Source organism: Paraburkholderia guartelaensis, assembly GCF_004353905.1.
GTDB classification, from domain to species: Bacteria; Pseudomonadota; Gammaproteobacteria; order Burkholderiales; family Burkholderiaceae; genus Paraburkholderia; species Paraburkholderia guartelaensis.
In genome coordinates this window covers 21,443-40,419 of the sequence record NZ_SMOD01000010.1, presented here as the reverse complement: position 1 = coordinate 40,419, position 18,977 = coordinate 21,443, and the positions used below count along the sequence as shown (strand labels likewise).

15 protein-coding genes are annotated in these 18,977 nt (G+C 65.3%); 14 read left to right on the top strand and 1 reads right to left on the bottom strand.

Annotation, left to right across the window (positions count from 1 at the left end):
• The first annotated feature begins 32 nt into the window (after positions 1 to 32).
• The 4 genes from E1N52_RS14810 to E1N52_RS14790 all read left to right on the top strand — a co-directional run bounded on the left by E1N52_RS14810 (position 33) and on the right by E1N52_RS14790 (position 7,206).
• Positions 33 to 2,372 carry a cytochrome P450/oxidoreductase gene (locus E1N52_RS14810; protein WP_133183510.1) on the top strand — a complete coding sequence of 780 codons (2,340 nt, stop codon included), beginning with the start codon at positions 33 to 35 and terminating at the stop codon, positions 2,370 to 2,372.
• Positions 2,373 to 2,707: 335 nt separating this feature from the next.
• Complete coding sequence (locus E1N52_RS14800; RefSeq protein WP_133183508.1) at positions 2,708 to 4,081, top strand: MFS transporter; 1,374 nt, start codon at positions 2,708 to 2,710, stop codon at positions 4,079 to 4,081.
• A 365-nt stretch (positions 4,082 to 4,446) separates the two neighbouring features.
• Positions 4,447 to 5,979 (top strand): class I adenylate-forming enzyme family protein, encoded by a 1,533-nt coding sequence (locus E1N52_RS14795; protein ID WP_165979388.1) that lies wholly within the window; start codon positions 4,447 to 4,449, stop codon positions 5,977 to 5,979.
• Positions 5,980 to 6,048: 69 nt separating this feature from the next.
• Entirely contained in the window at positions 6,049 to 7,206 is a 1,158-nt protein-coding gene (locus E1N52_RS14790) for an acyl-CoA dehydrogenase family protein (RefSeq protein WP_133183506.1), read from the top strand.
• Between the two features lie 42 nt (positions 7,207 to 7,248).
• On the opposite strand, the gene E1N52_RS14785 is transcribed toward E1N52_RS14790, so the two are convergent.
• Positions 7,249 to 8,151, bottom strand: coding sequence for a LysR family transcriptional regulator (locus E1N52_RS14785; RefSeq protein WP_133183505.1), 903 nt, complete (start codon positions 8,149 to 8,151; stop codon positions 7,249 to 7,251).
• Positions 8,152 to 8,444: 293 nt separating this feature from the next.
• Between E1N52_RS14785 and E1N52_RS14780 the strand changes: the two genes are divergently transcribed.
• The 10 genes from E1N52_RS14780 to E1N52_RS14735 all read left to right on the top strand — a co-directional run bounded on the left by E1N52_RS14780 (position 8,445) and on the right by E1N52_RS14735 (position 18,968).
• The gene (locus tag E1N52_RS14780; RefSeq protein ID WP_028208307.1) at positions 8,445 to 9,350 is read left to right on the top strand and encodes an SDR family NAD(P)-dependent oxidoreductase; all 906 of its coding nucleotides are present in this window, start codon (positions 8,445 to 8,447) and stop codon (positions 9,348 to 9,350) included.
• Positions 9,350 to 10,642 (top strand): acetyl-CoA hydrolase/transferase family protein, encoded by a 1,293-nt coding sequence (locus tag E1N52_RS14775; RefSeq protein WP_133183504.1) that lies wholly within the window; start codon positions 9,350 to 9,352, stop codon positions 10,640 to 10,642. Before E1N52_RS14780 ends, E1N52_RS14775 begins: the two co-directional genes overlap by 1 nt.
• 59 nt (positions 10,643 to 10,701) lie before the next feature.
• Entirely contained in the window at positions 10,702 to 11,901 is a 1,200-nt protein-coding gene (locus E1N52_RS14770) for an acetyl-CoA C-acetyltransferase (protein WP_133183503.1), read from the top strand.
• Positions 11,902 to 11,916: 15 nt separating this feature from the next.
• A complete protein-coding gene (locus E1N52_RS14765) occupies positions 11,917 to 13,122 on the top strand; it encodes a phenylacetate--CoA ligase family protein (protein WP_133183502.1) in 1,206 nt (401 codons plus the stop codon).
• The gene (locus E1N52_RS14760; RefSeq protein ID WP_133183501.1) at positions 13,119 to 14,255 is read left to right on the top strand and encodes a lipoate--protein ligase family protein; all 1,137 of its coding nucleotides are present in this window, start codon (positions 13,119 to 13,121) and stop codon (positions 14,253 to 14,255) included. The genes E1N52_RS14765 and E1N52_RS14760 overlap by 4 nt, the downstream gene beginning before the upstream one ends.
• The gene (locus E1N52_RS14755) at positions 14,252 to 15,043 is read left to right on the top strand and encodes an enoyl-CoA hydratase/isomerase family protein (RefSeq protein WP_133183500.1); all 792 of its coding nucleotides are present in this window, start codon (positions 14,252 to 14,254) and stop codon (positions 15,041 to 15,043) included. Before E1N52_RS14760 ends, E1N52_RS14755 begins: the two co-directional genes overlap by 4 nt.
• 21 nt (positions 15,044 to 15,064) lie before the next feature.
• Positions 15,065 to 15,934 (top strand): MaoC/PaaZ C-terminal domain-containing protein, encoded by an 870-nt coding sequence (locus E1N52_RS14750; RefSeq protein ID WP_133183499.1) that lies wholly within the window; start codon positions 15,065 to 15,067, stop codon positions 15,932 to 15,934.
• A 32-nt stretch (positions 15,935 to 15,966) separates the two neighbouring features.
• The gene (locus E1N52_RS14745) at positions 15,967 to 16,755 is read left to right on the top strand and encodes a citryl-CoA lyase (RefSeq protein ID WP_133183498.1); all 789 of its coding nucleotides are present in this window, start codon (positions 15,967 to 15,969) and stop codon (positions 16,753 to 16,755) included.
• A 165-nt stretch (positions 16,756 to 16,920) separates the two neighbouring features.
• A complete protein-coding gene (locus tag E1N52_RS14740) occupies positions 16,921 to 17,766 on the top strand; it encodes an HTD2 family dehydratase (protein WP_133183497.1) in 846 nt (281 codons plus the stop codon).
• A 38-nt stretch (positions 17,767 to 17,804) separates the two neighbouring features.
• Positions 17,805 to 18,968, top strand: coding sequence for an acyl-CoA dehydrogenase family protein (locus tag E1N52_RS14735; RefSeq protein WP_028208315.1), 1,164 nt, complete (start codon positions 17,805 to 17,807; stop codon positions 18,966 to 18,968).
• The last annotated feature ends 9 nt before the right edge of the window (positions 18,969 to 18,977 follow it).

Below are 18,977 nucleotides of genomic sequence, written 5' to 3'. Positions count from 1 at the left end.
AACGTAATGCACGCAGGATGCAGGAGAGGCAGATGAGCGAGACACCTTCCCAGTCGACGGGCGGCTGCCCGTTCCCCCACGCAGCGAACAGCGGCGCAAACGCCGCGCCGCGCTGCCCGGTCAGCGCCAATGCCGCGGCATTCGACCCTTTCAGCGACGGCTACCAGCAGGACCCGCCCGACTATGTGCGCTGGGCGCGCGAGCAGGAGCCCGTGTTCTATAGCCCGCAGCTTGGCTACTGGGTGGTCACGCGCTACGACGACATCAAGGCGATCTTCCGCGACAACCTCACGTTCTCACCCTCCATCGCGCTCGAAAAGATCACGCCCACCGGCCCCGAGGCGAACGCGGTGCTGGAGTCGTACGGCTATGCCATGAACCGTACGCTGGTGAACGAGGACGAGCCTGCCCACATGCCGCGCCGTCGCGTGTTGATGGAGCCGTTCACGCCCGAACATCTCAAGCACCACGAACCGATGGTGCGGCGCCTCACGCGCGAATACGTGGACCGTTTCATCGACGCAGGCCGCGCCGATCTCGTGGACCAGATGCTCTGGGAAGTGCCGCTCACCGTGGCGCTGCATTTTCTGGGCGTGCCCGAGGAAGATATGGACCTGCTGCGCAAGTATTCGATCGCGCACACAGTCAATACGTGGGGCCGGCCGCGCCCTGAAGAGCAGGTCGAAGTCGCACACGCGGTGGGCAACTTCTGGCAGTTCGCGGGCAAGGTGCTCGACAAGATGCGCCAGAACCCGGACGGCCCGGGCTGGATGCAATATGGCATTCGCAAGCAGAAGACGCATCCGGAAGTCGTCACGGACTCCTATCTGCATTCGATGATGATGGCCGGCATCGTGGCCGCGCACGAGACCACGGCCAACGCCACGGCGAACGCGATGAAGCTGCTGCTGCAGCACCCGCACGCGTGGCGCGAGATCTGCGAGGACCCGAGCCTCATTCCGAACGCGGTGGAGGAGTGCCTGCGCCACAACGGCTCGGTGGCGGCCTGGCGGCGCCTCGCGACGAAGGACGTGCAAATCGGCGGCATCGACATTCCCGCGGGTTCGAAGCTGCTTATCGTGACGTCCTCGGCGAATCACGACGAGCGCCATTTCGCCGATGCCGACCTGTTCGACATTCGCCGCGACAACGCGAGCGACCATGTCACGTTCGGCTATGGCTCGCACCAGTGCATGGGCAAGAACCTCGCGCGCATGGAGATGCAGATCTTCCTCGAAGAGTTCACGCGCCGGATGCCGCACATGCGTTTGGCCGAGCAGACGTTTACGTACGTGCCCAACACGTCGTTCCGGGGTCCTGAGCATGTGTTCGTGGAATGGGACCCCGCGCGAAACCCGGAGCGCGCGAATCCGGCGCTGCTCGGCGCGCAGGTGGCGGTGCGAATCGGCGAGCCATCGGCGCACGCGCTTTCGCGGCCTGTGGTGGTCGAGCGTGTGGATGCCGTGGCCGAAGGCATCGTCCGCTTGCGACTCGTCGCGCCGGACGGCGGCGCACTGCCGCGCTGGGCACCGGGCGCGCATATCGACGTGGAGTGCGGCGACACGGGCATCTCGCGCCAGTACTCGCTGTGCTCGGACCCCGCCGACACGGGCGCCTTCGAGATCGCCGTGCTGCGCGAAACGCAAAGCCGCGGTGGTTCGGCGTGGATGCACGACACGCTGTGCGCAGGCATGCACCTGAAGATTCGCGGCCCGCGCAATCACTTCCGGCTCGACGAAGAAGGGCGCCGCGCGATCTTCATTGCGGGCGGCATCGGCATCACGCCGGTGAGCGCCATGGCGCGCCGCGCGCGCGAGCTGGGCATCGACTACGAATTGCACTATAGCGGGCGCTCGCGCAAGACGATGGCGCTCGTCGACGAACTCGCGCAGCTGCACGGAGAGCGCCTGCATATGCACGTCTCCGACGAAGGCACGCGCAACGATTTTGCCGCGCTGCATGTCGACGAGCATACGCGCGTCTACGCGTGTGGCCCGGCGCGCATGCTCGAAGCGCTCGAAGCCTGCAGCGAGGCGTGGCCCGAGGACGCGCTGCGCGTGGAGCATTTCGCTGCGACCGGCGGCAAGCTCGACCCCTCGCAGGAGCAGGCGTTCGAAGTCGAGTTGAAGGACTCGGGGCTCGTGCTCAACGTAGGCGCGGACCAGACCGTGCTCGACGCGCTGCGCCGCGCGAACATCGACGTGCAAAGCGATTGCGAAGAAGGCTTGTGCGGCTCTTGCGAAGTGCGGGTGCTGGCGGGCGAGATCGACCATCGCGACGTGGTGCTCAGGCGCGCCGAGCGGGACACGCAAACCCGCATGATGACCTGCTGCTCGCGCGCGAAAAGCGGGCGATTGGTCCTCGAACTTTAGGGCCTGTTCACACTAATAACGGGCTTGCGAACGTACCTTGCCGGTCGCAGTGCAAGGAGCAAGGAGCGCCGTTTGGCCACGCCAAACAAGCGACGCGCGACGCCGCAATGCGGCCGGCAAGGCACGTTCCCCAAACTAGACAATTTCATGCCAAGGGCTGGCCGCCAGAAGGGCCGATCGCTGCGTCATGCTCCTCACGAATACGTCGAGTATTCGCTTCGTCGCAATCCTTGCGCTCGGCCCTTCTGGCGGCCAGCGCAAGCTCGTTATTAGTGTGAACAGGCTCTAATCGCCGCAGAGCGATCGAGAAGACAAAACAAATTTGGAGACATTGCATGAATAAGGCGGTGGAGGTTACCGGCATCATCGACGAAAGCCGGTTCGGGCCGTATCAGCTACTCGTGGTCACGCTGTGCGCGTTGTGCCTCGTGATGGACGGCTTCGACGTGCAGGCGATGGGCTACGTGGCACCGGTCGTGATCCGCGAATGGGGCATTGCGAAGGAAACGCTCTCGCCGGTGTTCGGTGCGGGCCTGTTTGGCATGCTGGTGGGCTCGCTCACGTTCAGCACGCTCGCCGACAAGATCGGCCGCCGCCCGGTGCTGATCGGCGCGACGCTGTTCTTTTCCGCGTGTATGGTCGCGACGGGCTTCGCGCATTCGATCGCGGAACTGGTGGCCTGGCGCTTCGTTGCGGGGCTGGGTCTGGGCTGCATCATGCCGAACGCGATGGCACTCGCGGGCGAGTACAGCCCGCGCCGCATGCGCGTCACGCTCATGATGATCGTCTCGTGCGGCTTTACGCTCGGCGGCGTGGTGGGCGGCCTGATCACCGCGGCGTTGATCCCCGCGTTCGGATGGCGCGCCGTGTTCTTCGTGGGCGGCGCGATTCCGCTCGTGCTCGGCGTGCTGATGTGGCTCGCGTTGCCCGAGTCGATCCAGTTCCTCCTGTTTCGCGGCCGCGGTGAAAACACTCAGGCGCGCGTGCGCCGCAATCTGTCCCGAGTGGCGCCTGCGCTAGCGTTGCCAACCGGCGTGCAGTTCACGACAGCGGAAACGCGCTCGCGCGGCGTGCCGTTCGTCGAGCTGTTCAAGGAAGGGCGCGCGCGGGTGACCGTGCTGCTGTGGGTCGTGAACTTCGCGAACCTGCTCGCCATGTATTTCCTCTCGAACTGGCTGCCGACCGTGATCCGCGACGCCGGCTATTCGACCCAGACCGCCGTGTTCGCCGGCACGGCGTTGTGGGGCGGCGGCGTGATCGGCACGCTGCTGCTCGGGCGCATCATCGACCTCGCGGGTTTTACGCGCGTGCTCGCCACGACGTTCCTGATCGCCATCGTCTCGACGGCTGCCATCGGCAATCCGGCCGTGATGGTCTCCGTGGCCGCGATGTTCGTGGCGATCTTCGTCACGGGCTTTACGATCATCGGCGGCCAGCCCGCGCTCAACGCGCTCGCCGCGACCTACTATCCGACCTCGCTGCGCTCGACCGGCATCGGCTGGAGCCTCGGCGTGGGGCGTATCGGCTCGGTCGTCGGCCCGGTGCTGGGCGGCGCGCTCCTGCACCTGCAATGGTCGTCCTCGTCGCTCTTTCTTGCGGCGGCCGCGCCGGCCTGTGTGTCGCTCGCGGGCATCGTGGCGATTCATCGGGCGAATAACGCTTCTAAGGGCACGATGGGAGGCGAGCGTGCGGCGGCGCAGATGGAGTGACTGGCGGCAACGCCTGCGCATGGCCGCGCAGGCGCAGGCGAGACGCCCGCACGGGCATGGCGGCTGCGGCGCGTGGGCTGGCTCGGCGAGCCTGTGCGCGGATCGGGCCGCAGCGACCGCGCGTCGGCGCCTCGCACGCGTAATCAGCGAGCGCTGAGTGCCTCGCGAACCCGCGAGCGCAGTGGGACGATAATCGTCTCGAAGCCCCGGCCATCGGGGTGAACTCCGACTTCTCGGCAGACGAATGCCGGCTTTATCGAAAACGAATTGTTGGCAGGCCGCGCCTGAACCACACTGATACCTGTCGCGATGCGGCGTGCCACGGCGCGCCGTACGCAGTCAAAGAGCAACGACGGGAGGTGACAGTGGTGAGGCGAGCGGCGCGCAAGATCAGCGATATCGCGCGGCATTGGGCGGAGGCGTCGCCCGAAGCCGTGGCGATACGCGAAGAAGCAAAGGTGACGAGCTTCGGGCAGCTCTGGAGCGACGTTGGGCAAGCGCAGCGGTTTTTGCGCGAGCAGGGCGTGGACGTGGGCGACCGCGTGCTCATCGTGGCCGAAAACTGCTCGGCCGTGGTGACGCTGCTGTTCGCGCTTTCGGAAATCGGCGCGTGGCCAGCCGTGGTCAATGCGCGGCTCTCCGAGCGCGAGATCGAGACGATCCGCGCGCATTGCGGGCCGCGTCTCATGCTGTTTACGCATGGTGCTTCGCCTGACGCGCTGCGCCACGGCGTGCGCTATCGCGCGCGCGAAATCGCGCCCGCCGGCCTCGGTCCGCTGATGATGGCCGCGCCCGATCTCAACGCCGTGCGTGAGGCCGAAGCGCTCGCGCACGAGGTCGCTGTGCTCATCTACACGTCGGGCACGACGGGCCAGCCCAAGGGCGTGATGGCGACGCATCGCGGCCTGCTGCATTTCGCGCATGTCTCCGCGACGTCGCGCGACATGACACAAGCGGACTGCGCGTACGCGGTCATGCCGATGTCGCATATTTTCGGCCTTGCCACGCTGCTGCTCGCCACGTTCGAGGCGGGCGCGAGCCTGCATCTCGCGGCGCGCTTTTCGGCGGAAGAAGTCGTGAAAGCGCTCGGCGCCTCCGAAATCTCCATTCTGCAGGGCGTGCCGACGCTCTTCACGCGCATCGTCGCCTATGTGCGCGAGCACGGCGGCAAAGTGCATGCGCCGCGTCTGCGCTACCTCTATACGGGCGGCGGTCCGCTCGATCCCACGCTCAAGCAGCAGGTCGAAGCGCTCTTCGGCATGCCGCTGCATCACGGCTACGGCATGACCGAGTATGCGGGCTCGCTCTTCATCACGCGCATGGACCGTCCGCGCAAGGACGTGTCCTCGGGCGAGATCGTCGAAGGCGCCGAGTTGCGCGTGGTCGGGCCCGATGGCCACGATGTGCCGCGCGGCGAAGCGGGCGAGTTGTGGGTGCGCGGTCCCGGCGTCATGCACGGCTACTATCGCGAGCCGGGCCTGACCGCCGAAGTGCTCGACGCAGAAGGTTGGCTCAAGACCGGCGACCTGGGCCGGCTGGACGCGGACGGTGCGCTCTTCATCGTGGGACGCTCGAAGGATCTCATCATCCGTTCGGGTTTCAACGTGTATCCCATCGAGGTCGAGTCGGTCATCAACACTTACGCGGCGGTGCGCCAGAGCGCCGTGGTGGGGCGGCGCGACGCGGAAGGCAACGAGGAAGTCGTGGCTTTCGTGGAGGCGAAGGAGGGCGCGACGATCGACACGGACGATCTCGCCCATTATCTGAGTGAGCGGCTTTCGGCCTACAAGCGGCCGTCGGAAATCGTGACCATCGACATGATTCCGACAACGGCCAGCGGCAAGCTGCAAAAGCAGCCGCTGCGCGAAATGGCCAAACGCGCCGTGCGCGCTCACTGAGCATTCCTGATTTTCTCATCATCACGGGCGGCGTCGTGCCGCCCGATCAACGATTGCAGGGCATACACCATGATTCGCGACCAGGAAACGATGAACGTTCTGCTCGACAACGTCGCGCGCTTCGTGCGCGAGCGTCTCGTGCCGAACGAAGAGCGCGTGGCCGAAACCGATGAAATTCCGGCCGATATCGTCGACGACATGAAGGCCATGGGTCTCTTCGGTCTGACCATTCCGGAGCAGTACGGCGGCCTCGATCTCACGATGGAAGAAGAGGTCCTCGTGATGTTCGAACTCGGCAAGACCTCGCCCGCGTTTCGCTCGATCATCGGCACGACGGTAGGCATTGGCTCGCAGGGCATTGTGATCGACGGCACCGATGAGCAAAAGGCAACATGGCTGCCGAAGCTTGCGAGCGGCGAGATCATCGCGAGCTTCGCGCTCACGGAGCCGGGCGCGGGTTCGGACGCCGCCTCGATCAAGACGCGCGCCGAGCGGCGCGGCGACCACTACGTGGTGAACGGCACCAAGCGCTTTATCACGAACGCGCCGCAGGCCGGCATGTTTACGCTGATGGCGCGCACCAATCCCGATGAACCGCGCGCGGGCGGCATCACCTCATTTATCGTCGACGCGAAAACGCCCGGCATCAGCTTCGGCAAGCGCGACAAGAAGATGGGGCAGCGCGGCGCCCATACTTGCGACGTCATCTTCGAGGACGTGAAGGTGCCCGCGGAAAACATCATCGGCGGCAAAGAAGGCGTGGGGTTCAAGACCGCGATGAAGGTGCTCGACAAGGGGCGTATTCATATCGCGGCGATCTGTGTGGGCGTGGCGCAGCGCATGCTCGACGACGCGCTGCGCTACGCGATGGAGCGTGAGCAGTTCGGCGAGAAGATTGCCGAGTTTCAGCTCGTGCAGGCCATGCTCGCTGATAGCCAGACCGAACTCTACGCGGCGCGCTGCATGGTGCTGGACGCGGCGCGTCGGCGCGACGCCGGCCAGAACGTGAGCACGGAGGCCGCGTGTGCGAAGCTGTTCGCATCCGAAATGTGCGGGCGTGTGGCCGACCGCGCGGTGCAGATCTTCGGCGGCGCGGGCTATATGTCCGACTATGGAATCGAGCGCTTCTACCGCGATGTGCGCATTTTCCGCATCTACGAAGGCACGAGCCAGATCCAGCAGATCGTTATTGCGCGCAACATGATTCGCGCGGCCGGTGGGCGATAAGTAAGAGGCGCGGCGCGCAGCACTCGCGCCGCGTCATGCGGTCTATTCGAGGCGCCCGATGCCGTCGGCCACCAGCAGATCGACGAGCTTGCGCGCGAACAGCGGCAGCGCGTCGCGGTCGGTCATGCAGATCTGCAGTTTGCGCACGGCCCACTCGTCGGTGAGCGGCACGATCTTGAGCGACATGGTTTGCGCGTGGCGGCGCGCCGTGCCCTCGGGCAGCACGCCAATGCCGATGTTCGCCTCGATCATGCGGCACGCGGATTCGAAATTGCCGATCTGGATGCGCCAGCGTATCGTGCGCTGCAAATCCGACGAGGCGCGCTTGAGAAACGAGAAGATCGCGCTTTCGTCGGGCGGCCCGATGAAGTCGTAGTCGAGCGTATCGGCAAACGCCATCTCGCTTGCCTGCGAAAGCGGGTGGCTCAGTGCGGTGACGAGCACGAGCCGGTCGCGCCGGTAGGGCAGCACCTGCAGTCCCTCGGTGCGCACATTGCCGGCCACGATGCCGATATCGATCGTGCCGTCCTGCACGGCACGCACGATATCGGGCGACAGGCGCTCGTGAATGTCCACGTACACGTCGGGATGATTGATGAGGTAGGTGCGCAGCACAGCAGGCAGGAACTCGCTCATTGCCGTGGTGTTCGCAAACACGCGCACATGGCCCTTCACACCCTGCGAGTATTCCTGCAGGTCTCCCGTGAGTTGCTCGAGTTGCTTGAGCACGCGGCGCGCGTGCGCGAGCAGCGTCTCGCCGGGGCCCGTTAGCGTGACCCCCTGGCTCGTGCGGCTCAAGAGCTTCACGCCCACCTGTTCTTCGAGATTCTTGATACGCGTGCTCGCCGCGGGCAGCGACAGGTGCGCGCGTTCCGCGCCGCGCGTGAGGCTGCTTGCCTCGGCTACGTGGGTAAAGAGTTTCAGGTCGACGAGATCGAAATGCATGGGTTGACTTGCCGTGACTCCAATGTCCGTCAGCTCGTTCGTTCGAGGGATGCAAAAAACATGAGGGGCGAGCAGACTCCAGCCATTATTGCGCCGCAGCGCAATGCGCGCCATTAGCGATAGTACGGGTTAATCCTGGCCGAAACAGGCGTTCGGCATATCCAAATTGTGCAGCTTTGGCCGATGCGTCAAGCTGCAACACGAACGGCACAGCTTGCCGCATAACGATTCAAATCGAATGAATGCCCGGCGCAACGCGGGCTGGAGGAGCGAAAACGATGACGACGCAACGAATGCTGGACGGCAAGGTCGTGGTGGTGACGGGATCGGGCGGGGGCATTGGCCGCGATATCGCGCTCATGATGGCGCGCCACGGCGCGAAAGTCGTGGTGAACGACGTGGGCGCGTCGCTCACCGGCGAGGGCCATAACGACGGTCCCGCGCAAGCCGTGGTGAACGAGATCAAGGCGTTCGACGGTCAGGCCACTGCGAACACCGACAGCGTGGCCGACGCCGCTGGCGCCGCCCGCATCGTGCAGAACGCGCTGGACGTGTTTGGCCGTATCGATTGCGTGGTGAATAACGCCGGCATCCTGCGCGACCGCTTCTTCCACAAGATGAGCGAAGAAGAGTGGGACGCCGTGCTGAAGGTTCACCTCTACGGCTCTTACTACGTTTCGCGCGCCGCCGCCGACCACTTCAAGGAGCAGCGTAGCGGGGCGTTCGTGCATATGACGTCCACGTCCGGGCTGATCGGCAATCTCGCGCAGGCCAACTACAGCGCGGCGAAGCTCGGCATTGCGGGCCTGTCGAAATCCATCGCGCTCGATCTGGAAAAGTTCGGTGTCCGTTCGAACTGCATCGCGCCGTTCGCCTGGAGCCGCATGATCAACTCGATCAAGATCGATTCGCCGGAGCAGGAAGCGCGCGTCGCCAAGATCAAGCAGATGACGCCCGCGAAGATCGCACCGCTCGCCGTCTACCTCGCGAGCGAACAGGCCGCCGACGTGACGGGCCAGATTTTTGCGGTGCGCAATAACGAAATCTTCCTGATGAGCCAGCCGCGCCCCGTGCGTTCGGTGCATCGCGGCGAGGGCTGGACGCCGGAGACGATTGCCGAGCATGCCATGCCGGCGCTGCGCAAGTCGTTCCATACGCTCGATGTTTCCGCCGATGTCTTCAGCTGGGACCCCGTCTGATGACGCGCGGCCCGCGCGCGGCGCGCATCGTTGACGCCGCGCAGCTCGACTTCGCCCAATATGTGCGCCCCGGCGACACGCTCGCGTGGGGCCAGTGCGGAGCCGAGCCGTGCACGCTCACCGCGCTGCTGATGTTGCAGCGCAAGGCGATCGGCGGGCGCTTTCGCGTGTTCGTGGGCGCGTCGTGGTCCGACACGCTCGAGCCCGCTTATGCCGACTGCGTGGACTTCATGGCCTATGGTGCCTCGGGTACGAACCGGCGGCTCGAACGCGAGGGCGTGCTCGACATCCTGCCGTGTCACTACTCGCAGTTTCGCAGCGCGTTGACCAGCGGTCCGAATCGCATCGACGTGTTGCTGTTGCAAGTCGCCCCCGCGGACGAGGCGGGCCGCTACAGCCTCTCGATCGCGCATGAGTATCTCGTGCCGCTGATCGACAGCGCGCGTGTGGTCATTGCGGAGGTGAATGCGGCGGCGCCCTGGACCTACGGCGAGCGAATGTTGCGCGCCGACGATTTCGACGTGCTGGTCCATACCGACCGCGCGCCGCTGGAAGCGCCGGCCACGCAGGCCGGCGACATCGAGCGGCGTATCGCACAGCACGCCGCGTCGCTGATCGAAGACGGCTCGACGATCCAGTTCGGCCTAGGCGCGCTCCCCGAGGCCATCGTCGCGCAGTTGCGCGATCGCCGCGACCTTGGCGTGCATAGCGGCACCATCGGCGACGCCGTAGTCGATCTGATCGAGGCCGGTGTGGTGACGAATGCTCGCAAGTCGCGCGATCGAGGCGTGAGCGTAGCCGGCACGATGATGGGCACGCGCAAGGTCTATGCGCATGCGCACCGCAATGCACAGATTCAGTTTCGCGCCACGGCCTACACGCACGACATCGACGTGCTCGGCAGCCTCGATCGGTTCGCGGCGATCAACTCGGCGCTAGAAGTCGATTTGACGGGTCAGATCAATGCGGAAGCTGCCGGCGGCCGCTATGTGGGCGCCGTGGGTGGTGCGCTCGATTTCATGCGCGGCGCGGCGCGCTCGCACGGAGGCGTCGCGATCGTCGCGCTCGCAGCCAGCACGCGGCATGGCAGCCGCATCGTCGCGCGTCTTTCGGGGCCGGTCAGCACACCGCGCAGCGATGCGGCGGTGATCGTCACCGAGCACGGCGTGGCGGATCTGCGAGGGCTTACGCTCGCGCAGCGCACTGAGCGCATGCTCGCCGTCGCGCCGCCGGAGTGGCGCGAACAGCTGGCCGCGCAACACCATGCACGGCGCGATGCGATAGCGGTTTGACGGTACGCAGGCGCATGACGCGGCGAACAACAACCAGACACCATGCAAAGGAATCCGAAATGAGAAGAGCAGCGATAGTCGCACCGGTACGCACGCCGGTCGGCACGTTCGGCGGCAGTCTGCGCCCTGTTTCCGTCGAGACGCTGGCGGCCACGGTGCTGCGCGAAACCATCGCGCGCAGCGGCGTGGACCCGGCGCGGATCGAAGACGTGGTCTTCGCGCAATCGTATGCGAACAGCGAAACGCCTTGCATCGGCCGCTGGGCCGCGCTCGAAGCGGGGCTGCCCGTGCAGGTGCCCGGCATGCAGCTAGATCGCCGTTGCGGCGGCGGGCTGCAGGCGGTCGTGACCGCCGCGATGATGGTGCAGAGCGGCGCAGCGGACGTGGTCGTGGCCGGCGGCGTGGAAAGCATGAGCAATATCGAGTACTACACGACTGACATGCGTTGGGGCGCACGCGCGGGCTCAGTGAAGATGCACGATCGTCTCGAGCGTGGCCGCGAACGCTCGCAGCCCGAAGCGCGCTTCGGCTACATCTCCGGAATGATCGAAACGGCGGAGAACCTCGCGAAGGAGTACGGCATCACGCGCGAGGAAGCGGATGCTTACGCCGTGCGCAGCCACCAGCGCGCCGCGGCAGCATGGGAGTCGGGCCGCTTCGCCGAGGAGGTGGTGGCGGTTTCGGTGCCGCAACGCAAGGGCGACCCGGTGCTGTTCGCACGCGACGAAGGCGTGCGCGCCGACGCAAGCGAGGCGTCGCTCGCGAAGCTCAAGCCGCTCATGAAAGGCGGCACGGTGACGGCGGGCAACGCAAGCCAGCAAAACGATGCCGCAGCAGCGTGCCTGATCGTCGCCGAAGATCAGCTCGACAAACTGGGCCTCACGCCGCTTGGTTATCTCACGGGTTGGGCCGCTTCGGGATGCGAGCCCGCGACGATGGGCATCGGCCCGGTGCCGGCAGTGCAAAAGCTGCTGCAAAAGACCGGGCTCACCTTCGATCAACTCGATCTCGTCGAACTGAACGAGGCCTTCGCGTGCCAGGTGCTCGCCGTGCTTAAGGGCTGGGGCTGGCACGACGAATCGCGGCTGAACGTGAACGGTTCGGGTATCTCGCTCGGTCACCCGATCGGCGCGACGGGCGTGCGCATGCTCACGACCTTGCTCTACGAACTGCAGCGCCGCAAGGGCCGCTATGGCCTCGAAACGATGTGTGTTGGCGGTGGGCAGGGCATCGCGGCCATTTTCGAGCGAGCGGCTTGAGCACGAACGCTTCGCATGCCTACTGAACATAAAGAGGAGGAGACGATGCTCGATGCACTCAACGCGCAACTCGCGCGGCTGCAAACGCATCCGTTCTATGCGGGACGTCTGCCGCGCAGCGTCGCGAGCGCGGCGGAGTTCGCCGAGCGCGTGCCGCTCATGACGCGCGCCGACCTGGTGGCCGAGATGAATCGCCCGGGCTACGGCGCGTTTGCGCCGGCCGTTCCGCCGGTGCGCGTGCACCTCACGCCGATGGGCGCAACGCTGGTGCCGATCCTGCAGAGCGCAGCCGATCTGCGTGCGATCGAAGCCGCGTGCGGGCAGCATCTCGACGCGTGCGGCATCGGTCCTGGCGACGTGTGCATGGTGACGTTCGGCTATCACCTCTTCGTTGCGGGACTTTTCTATCAGGCCCAGATGGAAGCGCGCGGCGTGGCGTGCATTCCGCATGGTCCCGGCGAGACCGAGCGCGCGGCGCGCGTTGCGCAGCAATGCGGCGTGACGGTGCTCGCCGGCAACCCGTCGCACGCGCTCAAGCTCATCGAAGCGGGGTGCCCCGTGCCGCGTGTGTTTTTTGCCGGCGGCGAAGCGTTCACGGGCAATGCGGCGCTTTACGACCGCGTGCGCGCAGCGATGCCGGGCACGTTGCTGATCGACAGTTACTCGCTTTCCGAATGCCTGCCCGTGGCGCGCACGTTTCCCGGCGGTAGGGGCGTGCATGTGTTCGACGAGCTTCTGTACGCGGAAGTCATCGACCCGGACGCTGGAAAGCCGGTTGCCGAGGGCGAACGCGGCGAACTCGTGCTCACCCATCTAAAGAAGGAACTGCAGCCGCTCGTGCGCTATCGCACCGGCGACCTCACCGTGCTCGAGCGCACCGCGCCCGTGCATGGGCGCACGGTGTCGCTGCCGCGCGTGGTGTTCGGCCGCGCCGATTCGATGGTGAAAATCAAGGGCGTGAAGGTTTACCCATCCGAGTTGAAGACAGTGCTGCTGGGCGTGGAGGGCGCGAGCGGCGCGTATCGGCTTGTGGTCGGCACAAAGGCGCATGGCGGCGACCATCTCACGCTGCAGGTGGAAGGGACGCCGCAGGGCGGCGCGATCGAGGCCATAGCCGAGCGCTTCAAGCGCCAGACGCTCATACACGCAGACGCCATCGAGACGGTCGCGAAGATCGAAGGCGCGGCGCTCGTAGAAGATCAACGGAGAGAGACGACATGAATGCAAGCGCAACGCACACCCCAACCCCGTGGCGCCTCGTCGTAGGCGGCCACAGCTACGCGGACTTTTCGATTTCGGTGTCGCCCGCCGTCGAGCGCGCCGTGGCCGAAAATCTCGCGCCGCCCACGGTCTATCTGAACGTCTTCAACGAAGACAGCATCACAGTAGGCGTGAACGAAGATCCGAACCAGGTGCTCGATCTGCCGTTCTGCCGCGACAACAACGTGCTCGCGCGGCGGCGCGTGAGCGGTGGCGGCGCGATCTACGCGGGGCGCGGCTCGGCATTTCTCGCGTTTTATCTGCCCATCGGTCTGCCCGGCGTGCCCCAAACGGCAGCGCAAGCGTTTCCGACGATACTGGGCCACGTCGCCGAAGCGCTGCACGATGTGTTCGGTCTGCAGGCCGCTTATCGACCGCTGAACGATGTCGAGATCGACGGCCGCAAACTCGTGGCCACGTCGCTCAAGATCGAAGGCGGCGTGCTGACGTTCCGCATTTTGCTGAATGTGAAGGCGATCGACACGGCAATCGCGGCGCGCGCCATGCCCATGGCGCCCGAGAAGGTCAAGGACAAGAAACACAAGGATCTCGGCTCGCGCTACACGTTTCTGGAGCAGGAACTCGGCCGCGAGGTGAGCGCCGACGAGTTGACCGCCTGGGTCACGGCCTGCGTTCGCCGCACCTTCGGCGAAATGGCGCTCGAGTCTGGCGCGCTCGGCAGCGAGGAACTCGTTTTCGCCCAGCAATACGAGCGCGAACTGCACGAAGAAAGCTGGTTCCACGAGAAGAGCGAGGCCACGCGTTACCACCCGATCACCGCGACGGGAGACCGTATCGTGCGCGGACGCGAAAAGGCGCCGGCCGGGCTGATCTGGCTGAGCCTGCTCGTGCGTGAGGGTAAGGTGGTCAAGGCGATCGTCAATGGCGACTGGCACCCGCGTCCGTTGGCTTCGGTTGCCTGGCTCGAAGACGGTTTCACCGGACTAGCCGCTACGCGCGAGGCTTGCGCAGCGCATATCGAGGCGTTTCTCGCGCGCTCCGACGTGGAGTTCGCAGGCGTCGAGCCGGTGCATCTCATCACGGCGCTCGACAAGGCGCTCGCCGAACTCGCAGGCGCCGGGGTGAGCGCATGAGCGAAAAAACCTTGCTGGTTGAACAGGACGCGGGTGTCGCGACGCTCACGTTCAATCGTCCGGAGGCGAAGAACGCGCTCAATGGCGAGATGCGAGTGGAATTGCTGGAAGCCGTGCAGCGCATACGTGCCGACCGCAGCGTGCGTGCGGTCATTTTGCGCGGCGCGGGCAGTGACTTCTGCTCGGGCGGTGACGTGCGCGGCATGAACGTGACGAGCGCCGAAGCCGGGCGCGACCGGATCGACGACCTGCATGGCTGGGTGAGCATGCTGATCGACCTCGACCGCCCGGTGATCGCGGCCGTGGATGGCGTGTGCTACGGCGCGGGTTTCAGCTTCGCACTCGCCGCCGATTTCGTGATTGCCAGCACGCGTGCGCGCTTTTGCATGCCTTTCATGAAAGTCGGTCTCGTGCCCGATTGCGGGGCGTTCTATACGCTGCCGCGCGTGGTGGGACTCGCGCGCGCGAAGGATCTCGTCTTTACGGCGCGCGAAGTACGCGCGGCGGAAGCGAAGGAGATCGGTGCGGTGCTCGAAGTGGTCGAGCCGGAACAGCTTCATGCGCGCGCGACGCAGGTCGCGGCCAGTCTTGCGACGGCTTCGCCCATTGCGTTCGGTCTGGCCAAGCGCGCGTTGAATCAGTCGCTTGGTAGCGACCTGCGGGCGATGCTCGAAATCGAGTCGGCAGCGCAGGGCATTGCGTTCACGACCGAATTCCATCGCGAAGCTGTGAAGCGCTTTCGCGAGAAGGCCGACCCGCTCTTCAAGTGGCCCGCCGCCGAGGCCTGATCTTTCATTGAACGCACCGCCATGACGATCGACTATCACACCCTGCGCAACTGGCCGTTCAAGGACGTCGAGCAAACCTATACCGCGCGCGACGCCATGCTCTACAGCCTCGCCATCGGATACGGTGCCAATCCCGTTGATTCGGATGACCTGGCATTCGTCTACGAAAAAGAATTGCGCGTGCCGCCGACGCTTGCCGTCGTGCTCGGCTTTCCCGGCTTCTGGGCGCGCGACCCGCGCTCCGGCATCGACTGGGTGCGGCTTTTGCACGGCGAGCAGAGCCTCGTGATGCACAAGCCGTTGCCGCCGTCCGCAACGGTGATCGGCCGCTCGCGCATTACGCGCGTGGTCGACAAAGGCGCAGGCAAGGGCGCGCTGCTCGAAATCCAGCGTAGCATTACCGACAAGGCAAGCGGCGAACTGTATGCCACCGTCACGCAGCTCACGTTCTGCCGTGGTGACGGCGGCTTCAGCGCGGACAACGGCTTGAGCGATGAAGCGCCCGCGCCGCCGCCGCCGATGCCCGAGCGCGCGCCCGATCATCATTGCGATCTGCCGACGCGCCCGGAAACGGCGCTGATTTATCGCCTGTGCGGTGACGACAACGCGTTGCATGCCGACCCGCAGGTCGCGCGCGCGGCAGGGTTCGAGCGGCCTATCCTGCACGGCCTCGCCACGTGGGGCGTCGCCGCGCATGCCGTGCTCAAGACGCTGTGCGCAAGCGACCCGCAACGCCTCGCGGCCTTTCACGCGCGCTTTACGGCACCTGTGTATCCGGGCGAGACGATCCGCACCGAGATGTGGCGAGACGGCGACGAGGTGAGTTTTCGCGCACGCGTGCTGGAACGCGACGTGCTCGTGCTCAACCATGGGCGCGCGCAATTGTGCTGAGCGCTATTCTGTATAACGAAGGAATCAAGACTATGGCCCGTCAACCGAAACCGCTCGTGCGCTCCGATATCGCGTACAGCACGCCCGATCGTATCGTCGTGCGCGGCAAGAGCCTGCCCGACGAAGTGCTCGGGCACATGAATCTCGGCGACTTCGCGTTTCTGCAACTCACGGGCAAGGCGGCCACGCCGCAGCAGTCCGCGATGTTCAACGCCATCGTCATCACGCTCGTCGAGCACGGCATGACGCCCAGCGCCATCGCCGCGCGCATGACCTACGCGGGTGCGCCGGAGTCGCTGCAGGCGGCCGTCGCAGCGGGGCTATGCGGGCTTGGCTCGGTGTTCGTCGGCAGCATGGAAGGCGCGTGCCGCATGCTGTCCGAAACGCTGCCCTATGACGGCCAGTGCGACGACCTGGAGAAACTCGCAGTCGATACCGTCGCGGCATGGCGCGCGCGCGGCACGCCGATTCCGGGGCTCGGTCATCCGCTGCACAAGCCCATCGATCCCCGTACACCGCGCCTCTTCGAACTGGCCGCGCAAAACGGCATGTCGGGGCGCTATGTGACGCTCATGCAACTCATTGGCGCGGAGGCCGAGCGTGCGTCGGGCAAAGCGCTGCCGATCAATGCTACGGGTGCGATCGGCGCGATCTGCTGTGAATTCGGCTTCCCGTGGCGTATCGTGCGCGGCTTCGGCGTGATGGCGCGTGCGATTGGCCTCGTGGGTCATCTGCTCGAAGAAGGCGAGCGCCCCATGTCGTTCGAGTTGTGGCAGCGCGTGGAAGACGAAGCCTCCGCACATTTGCGCGGCGAAGCATGAGGCTGGAGCGCGGTCCTGGTTGAAAGCCGCGTGCAAGTATCGGGTGGCAATGGTCGGGGGATTAACGAAAGCGAAAGGGCTGATTCGGCAAAGGCAACTTCGCGAAACGACGTGGGCCGTTCATAGTATGGCCACCAGGCCCTGATCTCGCTACGGAGAAACGCCATGCCGGAATCGCAAACGCCAACGCTCAGCGCGTGGCTCGACAAGACCGAAACGCTCACCGACGACATCACCGCGTTTCCGCTGCGCGCGCTCGCGGCCACACTCGATCGCGAAGCGCCCGATAGTGCCGTGCCGCCGCTGTGGCACTGGCTCTATTTTCTGCCCGTCTCGCCGCTCTCGGAAGCGGGTCCCGATGGACACCCGAAACGTGGTGGCTTCCTGCCGCCGGTCGAACTGCCGCGCCGCATGTGGGCGGGCGGACGCCTCACATTTCACGCGCCGCTGCGCGCGGGCGGCGAGGCCGCGCGCACTTCCACCATCGCGAATATCGAGGACAAGACCGGCCGTAGCGGCCGTCTCGTGTTCGTGACCGTGCAGCATCGCTACGAGAGCGGCGGGGCGCTGTGCATCGAGGAAGAGCACGACATCGTTTATCGCGACGCGCCGCAACCCGGCGCGAGCGCGCCCAAGCCGGTCGTGGCTCCCGAAGGCGAGACCTGGTCGCGAACGCTCACGGCCAGTGCGCTCATGCTGTTCCGCTATTCCGCGCTGACCTTCAACGGCCATCGCATTCACTACGACTTCCCGTACGTCACGCAGGAAGAGGGCTATCCGGGCCTCGTCGTGCACGGCCCGCTCATCGCCACGCTGTTGCTCGACCTCGTGCACCGTGAGCGGCCCGACGCGTCGATCGTAACGTTCGCATTTCGCGCGGTACGGCCCACGTTCGCGGGCAACGCGTTCACGCTGTGCGGCAAGCTCGCGGACGACGCGCGCTCGGTCGAACTCTGGGCGAAAGACCACGACGGCTATCTGACGATGCAGGCCACCGCCACGCTGGCCTGAACGGCAACACGAAACTTCATAGCGAATTCATATCGATCATGCAAACCACGCAACAAGATTCGTTTCAGGACATCCGCGAAGCCGTGCGCGATCTGTGCCAGCAGTTCTCCGGTGAATACTTTCGCAAGATCGACGAGGCGCGCGGCTATCCCGAGGAATTCGTCGATGCACTCACGAAAGCCGGCTGGCTCGCTGCGCTGATTCCTCAGGAGTACGGCGGATCGGGTCTGGGCCTGACCGAGGCGTCGGTCATCATGGAAGAGATCAACCGCTCGGGCGGCAACTCGGGTGTTTGCCACGGCCAGATGTACAACATGGGCACGCTGCTGCGCCATGGCTCGGCCGAACAGAAGCGCAAGTACCTGCCGAAAATCGCGAGCGGCGAACTGCGCCTGCAATCGATGGGCGTGACCGAACCCACCACGGGCACCGATACCACGAAGATCAAGACGACGGCGGTGCGCAAGGGTGACCGCTACGTGATCAACGGGCAAAAGGTGTGGATCTCGCGCGTGCAGCATTCGGACCTCATGATCCTGCTTGCGCGCACCACGCCGCTTGCCGACGTCAAGAAGAAGTCCGAAGGCATGTCGATTTTCGTGGTGGACTTGCGCGAAGCGATTGGCAACGGCCTCACCGTGCAGCCGATTCTCAACATGGTCAATCACGAGACCAACGAACTCTTCTTCGATAACCTCGAAATTCCAGCGGAAAACCTGATCGGCGAGGAGGGGATGGGCTTCAAGTACATCCTCGACGGCCTGAACGCCGAGCGCACGCTGATCGCAGCCGAATGTATCGGCGACGGCTACTGGTTCATCGACAAGGTGAGCGCTTACGCAAAGGAGCGCATCGTGTTCGGGCGTCCGATCGGCCAGAACCAGGGCGTGCAGTTTCCCATCGCGCGCGCGTTCGTCAACGTCGAAGCGGCGAGCCTGATGCGTTTCGAGGCCGCGCGCCGCTTCGACGCGCACGAGGCCTGCGGCGCGCAGGCCAACATGGCGAAGCTGCTCGCCGCCGACGCTTCGTGGGAAGCCGCGAATGCATGCCTGCAATTCCACGGCGGTTTTGGCTTCGCCTGCGAGTACGATGTGGAGCGCAAGTTCCGCGAGACGCGCCTCTATCAGGTCGCGCCGATCTCGACCAACCTGATCCTCTCGTACGTGGCGGAGCATGTGCTCGGCCTGCCGCGTTCGTTTTGACCGGAGGCG

Coding starts and splice junctions, on each gene's coding strand:
- E1N52_RS14810 (WP_133183510.1), top strand. CDS start 33: ATGAGCGAGACACCTTCCCAGTCGACGGGCGGCTGCCCGTTCCCCCAC.
- E1N52_RS14800 (WP_133183508.1), top strand. CDS start 2,708: ATGAATAAGGCGGTGGAGGTTACCGGCATCATCGACGAAAGCCGGTTC.
- E1N52_RS14790 (WP_133183506.1), top strand. CDS start 6,049: ATGATTCGCGACCAGGAAACGATGAACGTTCTGCTCGACAACGTCGCG.
- E1N52_RS14785 (WP_133183505.1), bottom strand. CDS start 8,151: ATGCATTTCGATCTCGTCGACCTGAAACTCTTTACCCACGTAGCCGAG.
- E1N52_RS14780 (WP_028208307.1), top strand. CDS start 8,445: ATGCTGGACGGCAAGGTCGTGGTGGTGACGGGATCGGGCGGGGGCATT.
- E1N52_RS14775 (WP_133183504.1), top strand. CDS start 9,350: ATGACGCGCGGCCCGCGCGCGGCGCGCATCGTTGACGCCGCGCAGCTC.
- E1N52_RS14770 (WP_133183503.1), top strand. CDS start 10,702: ATGAGAAGAGCAGCGATAGTCGCACCGGTACGCACGCCGGTCGGCACG.
- E1N52_RS14765 (WP_133183502.1), top strand. CDS start 11,917: ATGCCTACTGAACATAAAGAGGAGGAGACGATGCTCGATGCACTCAAC.
- E1N52_RS14760 (WP_133183501.1), top strand. CDS start 13,119: ATGAATGCAAGCGCAACGCACACCCCAACCCCGTGGCGCCTCGTCGTA.
- E1N52_RS14755 (WP_133183500.1), top strand. CDS start 14,252: ATGAGCGAAAAAACCTTGCTGGTTGAACAGGACGCGGGTGTCGCGACG.
- E1N52_RS14750 (WP_133183499.1), top strand. CDS start 15,065: ATGACGATCGACTATCACACCCTGCGCAACTGGCCGTTCAAGGACGTC.
- E1N52_RS14745 (WP_133183498.1), top strand. CDS start 15,967: ATGGCCCGTCAACCGAAACCGCTCGTGCGCTCCGATATCGCGTACAGC.
- E1N52_RS14740 (WP_133183497.1), top strand. CDS start 16,921: ATGCCGGAATCGCAAACGCCAACGCTCAGCGCGTGGCTCGACAAGACC.
- E1N52_RS14735 (WP_028208315.1), top strand. CDS start 17,805: ATGCAAACCACGCAACAAGATTCGTTTCAGGACATCCGCGAAGCCGTG.